The sequence below is a fragment of the Streptococcus sp. CCH8-C6 genome (assembly GCF_001557225.1).
Classification (GTDB): Bacteria; Bacillota; Bacilli; order Lactobacillales; family Streptococcaceae; genus Streptococcus; species Streptococcus sanguinis_C.
The window spans coordinates 22911-36144 of the sequence record NZ_LSJN01000023.1; the positions used below are offsets into that span (position 1 = coordinate 22911).

The window sequence follows — 13234 nt, forward strand, 5'->3', positions numbered from 1 at the left end:
TTTTACCGCACTTCCATAACGACCGGCAAAATAGCTGGGCGACGCTTGGTTTGGTCAAAGAGATATTTGGCCAGACTGTCACGGACAGCACCCTTCAGCTCACCCCAGTCAAAGCTATCCTGCGCCAAGTATTCTTCCACAGTTTTATTGATAATGTCAGAGCTTTCGCGCAAAATATCTCTGCTCTTCTTGACATAGACAAATCCACGGGTATGTACTTTAGCCTTGGAAATGATTTTCTTTTCCTTACGGTTAACTGTGAGTGCCACGATGAAAATACCATCTTCAGACAAGACCTTGCGGTCGCGGAGGACGATATTACCCACATCTCCAATCGCATTTCCATCAATCATGACATCTCCAGCTGATACTGCACCAGCCGGCACAAAATCACCATGGTCGTATTCCATGATGCTGCCACGCTTAGGAATAAAGATATTTTCCGGCAGCATACCAACTTCCATGGCAGCCTTAGCATGAGCATCCAAGCCACGGTACTCACCCTGAATAGGGAAGAGGTACTTAGGCTGCAGCAGGTTAATCATGAGCTGCAAATCACGCGCATTTCCGTGACCTGAAACCCGCAGGTTTTGGGTAATCAGCTTGACAATGCCCCCCGCCTGATAAATCATATTTTCCACGCGAGCCACGACCGCTTCCTTGGCAATTGACGGCGTCGTTACGATGTAAATCAAATCGCCTTCCTTGATTTCCACATAGCGGTGACGTCCGATCGACATCTTGCGCAGGCCATTGATAGGCTCACCCATCCGGCCAGTCTCCAAGATGATCAGCTCATGGTCTTCAAACTTAGACATTTCCTTGGGCTTGATCAAGAGGCGTTCGTCCACCAAGGACAGCTTCTTGAGGCGGATAGCCGTACGAACGATGTTTTCAACATCAAAGCCTGTCAAAACCACTCGGCGGCCAGTCTCTGCAGCTGCATCAAAGACCTGCTGAATACGAGACAAGTTGCTGGCAACCGCCGCAACAATCACGCGGCCATCCCAGTCAGCAATCGTATCTTCGATTTCCTTGCCGACCTCGCTCTCGCTAGCCACCTGAACGCTACTGTCCGCATTGGCTGAATCACTGAGCAAGGCCAGAACACCCTCGCGGCCAATCTCAGCCAGACGGCCAAAGTCTGTCGCGTAGGACGGGCTGGCAGACTGGTCAAACTTGAAATCACCTGTATAAACGATACTGCCTTTTCTGGTCTTGATGACAACTCCCAAACTCTCAGGAATCGAGTGAGTCGTCCGGAAGAAGGAAACCACTGTTTTGCCAAATTCAATCTCAGTATTTTCATCAATCACATGGAAATCATTGAACTTCTTAACCGCATCGTTATTTTTAACAAAAAGCTTGGCCAGCTCAATCGTCAACTCTGATCCGAAAACCGGCACCTTAGCATCTGCCAAAAGATTAGGCAGAGCACCAATCGCATCCGCGTGCCCGTGTGTCAGAAAGACACCCGCAATCCGCTCCTTGTTTTCAAACAAATAGTCCATGTTGGGAACGACATAATCCACACCCAACTGCTCATTTTCTGGGTACTTCAGCCCAACATCCAATACAAAAATGGAATCATCCACTTCGGCAACGTAGAGATTTTTACCATTTTCACGCACGCCGCCCAAAGCAATCAGTTTAATATTGCTCTTGCTCATTTTTTCTCCTATTCAATTTTCAGAATCTCACTTTTATCAAAGATTCTTTATTTTATTACTAACGGTCCTTGGCTAGCCAAGTCGAATTACAGTCTTGCAAACCAAAGGTTCGCATATCCAACCTATTATAGCATTTTTTCATGTTTTTTCAAAGTCAAGTGTGTCTTCTTAGCGTACTTGACTACAAAAAACGACCTCTAGCTTTACTCGGCTAGAGGTCTGGTTTACTTCGCTGGTATGAGAGCAATCAGTTCATCCAAGGTGTAACTGAATAACAATTTTTTGATTTATTGTTTTTATTATTTTTTATAAACTTTTAATTCCTTCAACCGCTAATGATTTTCTTTTTATCTTAGCATTGGAAATCTCTATAATATAATAAAGCGCTATTGATTGAATTCTCGAAGTTTGAAAACCATCTAAAAGCTTCTACTTTCTATACTATCGTTACAATCAAGCAAGCTAAGCAGGCCTGTCTGACAATTCAACCAATATGTCAAGTAAAGCAACTACTTATGTATTACAAACAACTATACCAACAAAGTAAACTTTAAAGCGAATGAATTTAGTTTCCTTTCTTTCTATTTCCTTAATTCTATTATAGTACTCTATCCAGATTTTGGCAAGCGTTTACACTTAAGAAGTAGAAAAACTTTTTAGCTATAAATCATGCAAGCAAAAAGGAAAGGAGACCTTAAAATGATCTCCTTTAAACTCTAGATAATTTTTATCAGTGACTATAGCTAACAAAGACTTTTTATAAGGAAAATCAACTATTGGTTTTATTTATCGTCTTTCTTAACCATATTTTTAACGCCTTCGATTGCGCCTTCAACAGCATCTTTGGCATCTTCTGCAACTTCTTTAACTTTAGAAACTACTTTTTCAGCAGCTCCTTCTTTTTCTGTTTTTTTATCACCAGTTAATTTGCCTAGGCCTTCTTTAACAGAACCTTTAGCTTGGTTGAATTTTTCTTCTGTAGACATAATTTAGACCTCCATTGTCAGTTTCAATTTTTAAAGAAATGAAACAATATAAGAATCTCTAATCCCAGTTAGAGGATTAATGAACGCGTGCTTTTTCCTTTGATGCAGCGTCTTTAACAGCCTCTACACCATCGCCAACTTTTTCTTGAACAGCTGAGAAACCACCGCTAATGCCAGATTTTGCTTTTTCGAATTGCTCAGAAGCAAATTCGCCTGTTGATTCAGCAACATCTGTCACTCGGTCTTGAAGGCTTACTGAATCCGCTTCGTGTTGTTCTTTCGTTTTAATATCAACAACATTTACATTTACTTCAACAACTTCCAAATCAGTCATCTTAGAAACTTCTTCTGCAACGACTTTCTTGATTTCTTTGTATAAAGTAGGAACATTCTTTTGATATTCTGCAACAACATTCAAGTCAACAGCTACTTGTTCTTTACCAACTTCAACATTGACACCATGAGTGACATTATCAGAGTTGACCAATTTATCTTTTATGTTAGAGAAGAAACCACCATCAACAGCCAGCAAGCCTGAAACTTTCTCTAAAGAGAGACCGATAATTTTTTGAATGACCTTATCATCGTAAGTCAATTCACCTTTTACTTCGTGAGCTACTTGAGCAACTTCTTTTTTAGCAACATCTTTAACATCTTTATTTGACATGTTAAACTCCTTTATTTTTATTTAAATATATTATTTTTTTGAATATAATATCCGATTCCTGCCCCTAGAGTAGCGCAAATCAAGACAAATAGAGTCTTAAAGAAGCCAAAGGATAGGATAAAACATGCTAGAATAATGCCTGCCAATCCAGACAAGATTGGATATTGATATTTTTTAAACCATTCCATTTTTTACTTCCTTACTTTACTCGGCTAGTAGTTTTTGTAGCCGCTTCTTTTGGCTTGAAGTCTGAGACAGAGATTTTAAGCTTGACATTATGATTGATTCCGAAGAATTCTGTCAATCCAGACGCAATTTCTTCTTGAATCAACTGACTTCTCTTGATGATGTTTTCCGAAGGAACAATCGCTCCTTTAACAGAAACCATGCATTTGTTTTTACGGCTATTTACTGAAACTGTAGGATCTTTAATTAAACCGTGTTCTGTTAACAGACTACGAACAAACCCTTCAATGGCTGAATTTTTCAGCATCAGTTTCCCATCCGCATCAGCTAGCTGAATTTCCAAACGTCTCTTAGGATAAAAAGCTATCACTAACATCAGTAGTAAGATTAAGCTTGCTAAAACCACAGTGCCCCAGAAAACATATCGAGAAAGATAGTAGCCCACAAAAGGAATCTGCTTCCAAGTGAATAACTTCCAACTAAATAACTGGAGCCCCAGACCGCTGACTTTATGAAAGTCTAGCAAAACAGGAATCAAAATTGTCAAGATTAAAATACATAAAATAAGGGAAAGTATTTTTCTTGATTTTGACATATTGAATCCTCACATCATTAAATTTTAAAATATAATTTGAACAGTAAAAAGACAATTTATGCCTTTTTACCTACAAAAAATGATACAACAGCTACTACAATAACTGCACCAATGATAGAAGGAAGCAAGGCCATACCAGCCAAACTAGGACCCCAAGTTCCCAAAAGTGACTGACCGACAGCAGAACCAACTAAACCTGCAACAACGTTTGCAATAACACCCATTGAGCCGCCTTTTTTAGTGATTGATCCAGCAATAAGACCAATAAGACCACCAACAATAATTGACCAAAGCATATTGATTCTCCTTTCTAATTTTTTCTAAATCAAAACTGTTAAGTAATATTTTTTACTATTGTTTTTTGATTAACATAATTATATAATTTTCCAACTTGGAAACATAATAATTCAACTTGGTTTTCTTTCCGTTTATCTGTACTATAGATACGTAAAAATGAGAATACATTGTTTTATAGGCATTTATCAGCGTTTTTAGATATATTTTTGAGTTATTAAACGAGGTTAAATGCATAAAATATGGTATAATTGCCTGATAATAAAAACACTATATAAAGAAAGATAATATTTTAATGCGAGAATTACTGTCTAAAAAGAGCCACAGGCAATTAGAACTATTAGAACTACTATTTAAAAACAAACGCTGGTTTCATATTTCTGAACTGGCTGAACTATTGAATTGTACAGAACGTTCAGTAAAAGATGATTTATCTCATGTCAAGTCTGCGTTTCCTCAATTGATTTTTCACTCGTCCACTAATGGCATACGTATCATTAATACCGATGATAGTGATATTGAGATGGTCTATCACCATTTTTTTAAGCACTCAACCCATTTTTCAATTTTAGAATTCATCTTCTTTAACGAAGGATATGAAACTGAGAGTATTTGTAAAGAGTTTTATATAAGCTCTTCCTCACTCTATCGTATAATCAGTCATATTAACAAAATTATAAAAAAACAATATAATTTCAAAATTAGTCTCAATCCTACTCGGATTATTGGAGATGAGATTGATATCCGTTATTTTTTTGCACAATATTTTTCGGAAAAATATTATTTTCTTGAATGGCCCTTTACAGATTTTTCAGTAGAACCTTTGTGTAAGCTGTTAGCACTGGTCTATAAAGAAACTGCATTCCCTGTCAATTTCGCAACTCAACGAATGTTAAAATTGCTCCTCGTTACAAATTTATATCGAATAAAGTTTGGTCATTTCTTGGAAGTTGAGAAAGATTCTTTTAACAATCAATTGTTAGAATCTTTCATGCAGGCAGAAGGAATCGAAGACATTGTAGCGAGCTTTGATTCTGAATATCATATCCCTTTGAATAAAGAAGTGATAGGCCAACTATTTGTCTCCTATTTTCAAAAAATGTTTTTCATTGATGAAAATCTATTTATGAGCTACACAAAAACAGACAGCTATGTAAAAAATTCGTATCAATTATTAAGTGATTTAATTGATCAGATAGAAAGCAAATATAATCTAAAAATAGACAATAATGACAATCTTATTTGGCATTTGCATAATACAGCACATCTGCACCGTCAGGAACTATCTACAGAATTTATTCTGTTTGATCAAAAAGGGAATACCATCAAGAACTTTCAAAATATTTTCCCTCAATTTGTTTCAGATATTAAAAAAGGGATTGAACATTACCTAGAGACTTTGGATATCTATAGCACACCAATGAAAGTCAACCATCTATCCTATACTTTTATCACTCACAGCAAACATTTAGTGCTGAACCTTTTACAAAATCAGCCTAAATTAAAAGTTTTAGTCATGAGTAATTTTGATCAGTATCATGCAAGATCAGTAGCAGAGACACTTTCTTATTATTGCAGCAACAATTTTGAACTGGAGGTTTGGAATAAATTAGAATTATCAATCGATTCTTTAAAAGAATCACCTTACGATATCATCATTTCTAATTTTATTATTCCACCCATTGAGAACAAAAGACTGATCTATTCCAATAATATTAATACGGTCGCACTCATCTCCTTACTTAACGCAATGATGTTTATTCGATTAGACGAGTGATTTAGACTATTTTTATAACAAAAAAACCGCATTCTAGCGGTTTTTTTTAATCTATTTTTATTAATCTATGAGAGTCTTTTGAACATTAATTGTCTAACTTTGTGGGAGCAGTACATTATTTAGTACATATTCTTTCTCTTGGTTTTACAAAACTCTGAGCAAGCCTATTCAAACAAGCCATAGTAGTCTGCGATGGTCATCTTGGCTTTCTCGTCTTTGTTCAAGTCCTGAATAATCTGCCCGTCTTTCATGACGATTAGTCGATTGCCGTATTTTAGAGCATCTTCCATGTGATGGGTAATCATAAGAGCTGTGAGGCGGTCACGACTGACAAACTCATTGGTCAGCTCCATCAAGGCTACACTGGTCTTAGGATCCAGTGCTGCAGTATGCTCATCCAGAAGCAAAAGCTCTGGTCGCTTGAGCGTTGCCATGAGCAGGCTCAAAGCCTGTCTTTGCCCACCAGATAGAAATTCAATCGGCGTATCCAGATGTTTGTCCAGACCATTACCGATTTTCTCAATCGTCGCCTGAAACTCTTCCCTGTAGCTGTTGAGCCCACGGGGCACCAAGCCACGCTTTTCGCCTCGGAATTTGGCGATAAGAAGATTTTCCGCCACTGTCATCCGCGGAGCTGTTCCCATCTTAGGATCCTGAAAGACACGAGACAGGTACTTGGCTCGCTTTTCTGGTGAAAAATGAGTGACATTTTCCCTCAAGATATGAATGCTGCCACTGGTCAGAGGGAGAGTGCCGGCAATAACATTGAACAGGGTCGACTTTCCTGCACCGTTTCCACCTAAAATCGTAATAAAATCATGCTCGTGAATGTCTAAAGAAACATCATTTAGGATGATTTTTTCTTCATCAAAGCCGCTCTTTACAAGCTTGGTTGCATTTCTTAATTCTACAATCGCTGTCATTTGCTTAACTTGGCTCCTTTAAAGAATTTATTTTTCAGGGTTGGAATCATGAGACAGACGGCCAGAATCACCGCACTGTAAAGACGGAGATAGTTGGTATTGAAGCCGAGAGCAATGACACCCCAGATCAAGAACTGATAGGCAATCGCACCAACTACAATAGTGATTAGCCGCTCTGCCAAGGTCAGACTCTGGAAGAGCACCTCGCCAATGATAAGACTGGCCAGACCGACAACGATCACTCCAATCCCGCGGGACACATCCGCATAGCCTTCCTGTTGGGCAATCAGCGCCCCAGCCAGAGCAATCAAGCCATTTGACAGAATCAGTCCCATCAACTCCATACGGCCAGTATTGATTCCAAAACTGCGAGCCATATCCGGATTATCTCCGGTCGCGATATAAGCCTGCCCGAGCTTAGTATCCCAGAAAAAGAGCAGGGCTGCAATCACTAGGCTGACAAAAATCAAACCAGTCAAGAGGTCATTGACTTCCCCTGAAAAGGGCAGAATATCCTGAATCTTACTGCTGCCTAAAAGCCCCAGATTGGCACGGCCCATCAGCATCAGCATGATAGAGTGGCAGGAGGTCATGACCAAAATCCCAGAAAGCAAGGTCGGAATTTTCCCCTTGGTATAGAGCAGACCTGTCACTGCACCCGCAGCACAGCCCGCTAAAACGGCCGTTGCTGTTGCTAGAAAAGGATTGACTCCCTTGGTAATCAAGGTAACGGCCACCGCCCCGCCCAAGGGGAAGGAGCCTTCTGTCGTCATATCAGGAAAGCCCAGAATCCGGAAGGTCATAAAAATACCTAGACCTAAAACGGCCCAAACCAGTCCCTGAGAAATAATGGAAAGAATCATAACATTGTCCTAACTAATTAAAATCGTTTCTCTATTTTAACATAAAAAAGGAGCCAATTTCAATGCTGATGCGCAGACAAAGAAATTGACTTCCTAACTACTCCTCAACAACTGTCATCCGACCAGTATCTACATCATAAACCGCGCCTGAGATTTTTATATCAGCTGGGATCAGCGGCGACTGCCGCAGCAAGGCCATATCCTCACGCACACTTTCCTCTACATCTGTAAAGGGCAAAAAGTCCTGTTCGCTGACATCGACACCTAGTTCTTTATGAAGATAGGCCGTAAAATCTTCATTCTTAAAGGTCTGTGCCCCGCAGTCTGTATGATGCAAAACCACGATTTCCCGCGTTCCTAGCTGCTGCTGGGAGATGACCAGCGAGCGAATCATGTCCTCTGTTACCCGACCGCCGGCATTGCGCAAGATATGAGCGTCTCCAAGCGCTAGACCCAGAGCCTGAGCCACGTGAAGCCTAGAGTCCATACAGGTCACAATAGCTACCTTAGTCTTGGGATTAATGGGCAGATGTGCTGTCCCATGCAAATCAACATAAGCTTGATTGGCCTTCATAAAGTTTTCAAAATATGACATTCTTTCCCCTTACTGGTACTTTGATATTCAAATAATTTTATATTATCTTACCATCTTTTCTGCTATTTGTCAGTTCTCGGCTTTGTTACAAAAAAATAGGACAGTCAAATCCAGCATCTAGCCTGATCTTCTGTCCTAGTTTTCTTTATTATGAGCTTCTTGGAATAAACTTGCTGAGTGAGCCTGCAAAGGTTTGAAGATTGAGACTTTGTACATAGACTTCACCAGTACCTTGGAAGGTGTTGACCACTCCTTCTCCCGTTCCAATAGACTGCCAGAAACCATTTTCCAGATGGATATTATAATTCAAAGATTGGCTCCAAGCCACTACATGGGCATTGTCAATTGTCACTTCTTGGTTATGAAGCTCAATTTTCTTAATAGATCCAAAGGCATTAGCCAAAAGTGTGCCCTGTCCTTGGGTCGTCATAACGAAGAGACCGCCTTGCCCTCCAAAGATTGCCTTGCCGACGGACTGACGCTCCATGGTATAGTAAGCCGTACCATCAAGAGCTAAAAAGGCACCGTCATTCAGCCGATATTGCTTTTCGCCTAGCTGAAGAGGAATGACTTGACCAGGAGCATCTGGCGCTAAAGCAAGATAGCCATTATTAGACTGGGCAACAGCCTGGGTGATAAAAGTACTTTCACCCGAGACCATCGAACGCCCCACAGCCTTGACAAAACGTCCCAAGCCAGAACCACTTGCATTGAGCTGGGTATTCAAGGTCACATTCGGCGTGTGGTAGACCATACTGCCACGCTGGATAAAGACAGTTTCTCCTTGATTGAGAGACAACTCAACTAAAGGAAACTGCATATTACTGTCCATAGAAAATCGCATAAGAAATGCCTCCTTGTTTTTCTAAATTATAACAACAATAAAATATTTTTGCAATCTAAAACAGAGCAAATTTATCAAGAAAATACTTTCTTTAAGACTTGTCCAATCGTCGTCACACCGATGACTTGGATATTGTCTGGAACTTTGAGGCCGTTCAGAGAGTTTTTAGGAGCGTAGACTTTGGTGAAGCCCAGCTTTGCTGCTTCATTGATGCGCTGCTCGATGCGGTTGACCCGTCGGATTTCGCCAGTCAGGCCAATTTCACCGATAAAGCACTCTTGGGGGTTGGTAGGCAAATCCTTGTAGCTGGAAGCAATGGCGACCGCTACCGCCAAGTCAATAGCCGGCTCATCTAGCTTGACGCCACCAGCAGACTTGAGGTAGGCATCTTGATTTTGCAGGAGGAGTCCTGCCCGTTTTTCCAGAACTGCCATGATGAGGCTGGCTCGGTTAAAGTCCAGACCAGTCGTGGTTCGTTTGGCATTGCCGAACATGGTTGGTGTCACCAAAGCCTGCACCTCAGCTAAAATCGGCCTCGTTCCTTCCATGGTCACGACAATAGACGAACCTGTCGCGCCGTCCAGACGCTCTTCCAGAAAGACTTCACTTGGATTGACAACCTCAACTAGCCCGCCAGATTGCATCTCAAAAATACCGATTTCATTGGTCGAACCAAAGCGGTTCTTGACCGCTCTCAAGATACGGAAAGTATGCTGACGTTCACCCTCAAAATAAAGCACGGTGTCCACCATGTGCTCCAAAGTTCGAGGACCAGCTAAGGTTCCTTCCTTGGTCATGTGACCAACGATAAAGGTCGCAATATTATTGGTCTTGGCCAGCTGCATGAGCTCAGCTGTCACCTCTCGAACCTGAGAAACAGAGCCTTGAACACTGGAAATTTCCGGCGACATCACTGTCTGAATGGAGTCGATAATCAGAAAATCTGGCTTGATTTTCTCAATCTCTGTGCGGATATTTTGCATATTGGTCTCGGCGTAGAGATAAAATTCACTGTCAATATCACCGAGACGCTCCGCCCGCAACTTAATCTGCTCAGCTGATTCCTCCCCACTGACATATAGGACGGTGCCCTGATGAGAAAGCTGGGTAGATACCTGCAGAAGCAGGGTGGATTTCCCGATACCGGGATCCCCGCCAATCAGAACCAGACTACCAGGCACTACGCCACCACCCAGCACACGGTTGAACTCGTCCATTTCCGTCTTGGTCCGATTGACATCAATCGAAGTGACCTCAGCCAGCTTCATGGGCCGGGTCTTTTCGCCTGTCAAGGAAACACGGGCATGCTTGACCTCTGCAGCCTCTACTTCCTCAACGAAAGAAGACCAAGAGCCGCAGTTAGGACAACGGCCTAGATACTTGGGCGAATGATATTCACAATTTTGACAGACAAAGGTCGTTTTTTTCTTAGCGATGAGATGTCTCCTTTATATTTCTAATTCACATTCAACAAACTGACAAAAATCAATCTGCTGATCAGCTACAAACTGGCGGATGAGCATGCGGTGAGCTACAAGAGCTACCGTCTCGTATTCTCTGTATTTACTTAGGGTGCGCACAAAGCGGTCTTTCATCTGCTCAGCCGTTTCATAATGGACAGGACTTCCTGCAGGAAGAGAACCATCGTTTTCAAAAAATAACTTCCGAGCCTGCTCAAACTTTTCTGTCCCACTCTCATATACCTGCCATTCATGCAGAAAAGGCTCCACAAAAAGCGGGAGTTGGCGGTCTCGAATCAAATAGGAGGCCGTCTCCAAAGCCCGCGTCACAGAAGAGGAAATCAGAATTTCCGCCTGTTCCAGCAAAGGATTAGCAGCGGCCTCTGTCGCCATCCGACGACCAGCAGCCGACAAGGGAGCCAAATCTAGTCCAAAGCCAGTGTAACCAGCCTCTTCCAAAAGTGAATAATCTGGCTCTCCGTGACGGATAAAAATGATTTTCATACTAATGTCCTCATAAAGCTATCCAATCTTGATTCCGCAATCTTGCCATTGCTTCAGTGTTTTAGAGAATTTCTTCTGGTTAGCAACTCCGACAGCGGACAAATCGATGGAAACCTGATAATTCTCCTTGACAGCTGCCAAAACGGAAGCCTTGACACAGCCATTGCCATCGACCCCAATAAACTCTATGCTTTTAGCGCCGTTTCCCTCTAAAAAATCTTTTAAATCCGGATTAGTAAAGCAAGAAGCCCAACGCTTCTCAAAGATGCGAGAAGATACCACCTGCAAGCCAGTCGCAAATTTCTTCTTCCTATCTTTTCTCTCCTAGAAAAAACGGTTGAGAATTTAGATAACCCGATTGCTGGGATAGCTGGCAATTTTGTCATTTACAGCCACAGTCAGTGCTTCATTATCATATGCTTTTCCTACAGCAACATAATCTGACTGCATATCTACAACTAATAAATAGTCTGACATTTTCTTACTCTATTTCCCTGTCGAGCCAAATCCGCCGGTCCGCACACCTTCCGCTTCATCTCCATCCGCAATTAGAAATGGTGCAAAGACAGCCTGCACTACACGTTCGCCAACTTCAAGGACGACTTCCTGATCCGTGATATTCTTCATTTGGGCAAAGATATGGCCTTCGTTTTCAGGATTGCCATAGTAGTCGCCATCAATGACCCCAACGGAGTTAATCAAAACCAGGCCTTTTTTACGAGGGTTGGATGAGCGATCGTAAAGATAAAGCACCTCGCTCGGCTGCATATAGGCCTTGACACCAGTCGAAACCAGCTTAATCTCCCCTGGCGCAATGATTGTGCGCTCTGCCACTTTCAAATCGTAGCCCGCTGCGTGAGCCGTCTCTCTCTTGGGCAACAAATCTTCATTTGTAAAGCTGGAAACCAGCTCGAATCCTCGAATTTTCATGCATTTCTCTTTTCTATTTTTGCTGTCCCTATTATACTAAATTCGCAAAAAACAAGCAAAAAAACCGCCAATTGGGCGGTTCTTATAGGGAGATTATTATGAAAAAGAAAAGTTTTAGGATTTCTAAACAAAGTTAGGAGGTCTTTGTTTATGGTCTTAGTATAGAACACTTATCTTAAATTTTCCTAAAAGTAACTTAAAAAAATGAAATTATTTTTTACAGCTCTTGCAAGAGGTACTGAAACAGCTCCAAATTGCCCTTTTCTTCGTTTATTAAAAACTCCGGATGCCATTGAAGGCCTATGATACGATGATTGTCAATCGATTCAATCGCTTCGATGGTATTATCTCTTGGATCAAAAGCTGTCGCGCGGAAATTAGGTGCCAAGTCTCTGATGCTTTGGCGATGAACCGAATTAATCTGGCTAGCCTGACCAAACAAACGCTCCACAACACTGTCTTTCTCCGTGCGAATGGAGTGCGAAGTACCAAATGGCAAGCCCTGCCAGTGATTGTCGATATGCTGATTGAGAGTTCCGCCAAAAGCAACATTTACCAACTGCAGACCGCGGCAAATAGCCATGACAGGCTTGTTTTGGCGCAGAGCTTCTTTCAAGAGTGCCAACTCAAACTCATCGCGGACAATATTGTAATCATCACTGTCAATGGTCTTTTCTTCCCCATAAAACTGCGGATGAACATTTTGTCCGCCTGACAAAATCAGCTTGTCAATCGTTTCAACATAATCCTGAACTAAACTTTTATCCCCAACGGGAATCACCATTGGCAGGCCACCAACCATTCGTACGCCGTCCACAAACTTGCGTGAGACAGAGGTGTGAATATTCTTTCCAGCTTCATCTACTGGACAAAGATTGGCTGAAATTCCAACAATTGTTCTACACATACCGTGATTCCCCCTTATTTTGATATAGTATAT

General features: G+C 41.5%; 15 protein-coding genes and 1 pseudogene. 1 reads left to right on the forward strand and 15 read right to left on the reverse strand.

The genetic code is table 11. From position 1 onward, the window contains the following. Positions 1-2: 2 nt before the first annotated feature. The 6 genes from AX677_RS02770 to AX677_RS02790 all read right to left on the reverse strand — a co-directional run bounded on the left by AX677_RS02770 (position 3) and on the right by AX677_RS02790 (position 4400). On the reverse strand, positions 3-1670 hold the full coding sequence (locus tag AX677_RS02770) for a ribonuclease J (protein WP_060976100.1): 1668 nt from the start codon (positions 1668-1670) through the stop codon (positions 3-5). Positions 1671-2452: 782 nt separating this feature from the next. Continuing rightward, a complete protein-coding gene (locus tag AX677_RS02775; protein ID WP_002893927.1) occupies positions 2453-2656 on the reverse strand; it encodes a CsbD family protein in 204 nt (67 codons plus the stop codon). Between the two features lie 76 nt (positions 2657-2732). Next, positions 2733-3323, reverse strand: coding sequence for an Asp23/Gls24 family envelope stress response protein (locus AX677_RS02780; RefSeq protein ID WP_060976101.1), 591 nt, complete (start codon positions 3321-3323; stop codon positions 2733-2735). Positions 3324-3340: 17 nt separating this feature from the next. After that, positions 3341-3511 carry a DUF2273 domain-containing protein gene (locus AX677_RS08965; RefSeq protein WP_002905455.1) on the reverse strand — a complete coding sequence of 57 codons (171 nt, stop codon included), beginning with the start codon at positions 3509-3511 and terminating at the stop codon, positions 3341-3343. An 11-nt stretch (positions 3512-3522) separates the two neighbouring features. Further along, complete coding sequence (gene amaP / locus AX677_RS02785) at positions 3523-4104, reverse strand: alkaline shock response membrane anchor protein AmaP (protein WP_004193879.1); 582 nt, start codon at positions 4102-4104, stop codon at positions 3523-3525. A gap of 56 nt (positions 4105-4160) precedes the next feature. Then, complete coding sequence (locus AX677_RS02790) at positions 4161-4400, reverse strand: GlsB/YeaQ/YmgE family stress response membrane protein (RefSeq protein ID WP_002893931.1); 240 nt, start codon at positions 4398-4400, stop codon at positions 4161-4163. Positions 4401-4693: 293 nt separating this feature from the next. On the opposite strand from AX677_RS02790, the gene AX677_RS02795 reads away from it, so the two are divergent. Continuing rightward, positions 4694-6175 (forward strand): M protein trans-acting positive regulator PRD domain-containing protein, encoded by a 1482-nt coding sequence (locus AX677_RS02795; protein ID WP_004193881.1) that lies wholly within the window; start codon positions 4694-4696, stop codon positions 6173-6175. A 164-nt stretch (positions 6176-6339) separates the two neighbouring features. Here AX677_RS02795 and AX677_RS02800 read toward each other — a convergent pair whose 3' ends face one another. From AX677_RS02800 to AX677_RS02845, 9 genes and pseudogenes are all read right to left on the reverse strand, one after another. Beyond that, positions 6340-7098 carry an ABC transporter ATP-binding protein gene (locus AX677_RS02800; protein WP_060976102.1) on the reverse strand — a complete coding sequence of 253 codons (759 nt, stop codon included), beginning with the start codon at positions 7096-7098 and terminating at the stop codon, positions 6340-6342. Continuing rightward, complete coding sequence (locus AX677_RS02805; RefSeq protein ID WP_060976103.1) at positions 7095-7961, reverse strand: ABC transporter permease; 867 nt, start codon at positions 7959-7961, stop codon at positions 7095-7097. Before AX677_RS02805 ends, AX677_RS02800 begins: the two co-directional genes overlap by 4 nt. A gap of 97 nt (positions 7962-8058) precedes the next feature. After that, complete coding sequence (locus AX677_RS02810) at positions 8059-8556, reverse strand: carbonic anhydrase (protein WP_060976104.1); 498 nt, start codon at positions 8554-8556, stop codon at positions 8059-8061. 148 nt (positions 8557-8704) lie between these two features. Further along, a complete protein-coding gene (locus tag AX677_RS02815; protein WP_060976105.1) occupies positions 8705-9400 on the reverse strand; it encodes a TIGR00266 family protein in 696 nt (231 codons plus the stop codon). A 74-nt stretch (positions 9401-9474) separates the two neighbouring features. Continuing rightward, positions 9475-10836: a DNA repair protein RadA gene (gene radA / locus AX677_RS02820; RefSeq protein WP_082730206.1), complete on the reverse strand. Its 1362-nt coding sequence runs from the start codon at positions 10834-10836 to the stop codon at positions 9475-9477. A gap of 12 nt (positions 10837-10848) precedes the next feature. After that, entirely contained in the window at positions 10849-11364 is a 516-nt protein-coding gene (locus AX677_RS02825; RefSeq protein ID WP_060976107.1) for a histidine phosphatase family protein, read from the reverse strand. Between the two features lie 18 nt (positions 11365-11382). Further along, positions 11383-11841: pseudogene (locus AX677_RS02830) on the reverse strand (cysteine hydrolase family protein). Between the two features lie 9 nt (positions 11842-11850). Then, positions 11851-12294, reverse strand: a complete 444-nt coding sequence (locus AX677_RS02835; protein ID WP_060976108.1) for a dUTP diphosphatase — start codon at positions 12292-12294, stop codon at positions 11851-11853. A gap of 217 nt (positions 12295-12511) precedes the next feature. Next, positions 12512-13201 (reverse strand): gamma-glutamyl-gamma-aminobutyrate hydrolase family protein, encoded by a 690-nt coding sequence (locus tag AX677_RS02845; protein WP_002908590.1) that lies wholly within the window; start codon positions 13199-13201, stop codon positions 12512-12514. Positions 13202-13234: the final 33 nt, after the last annotated feature.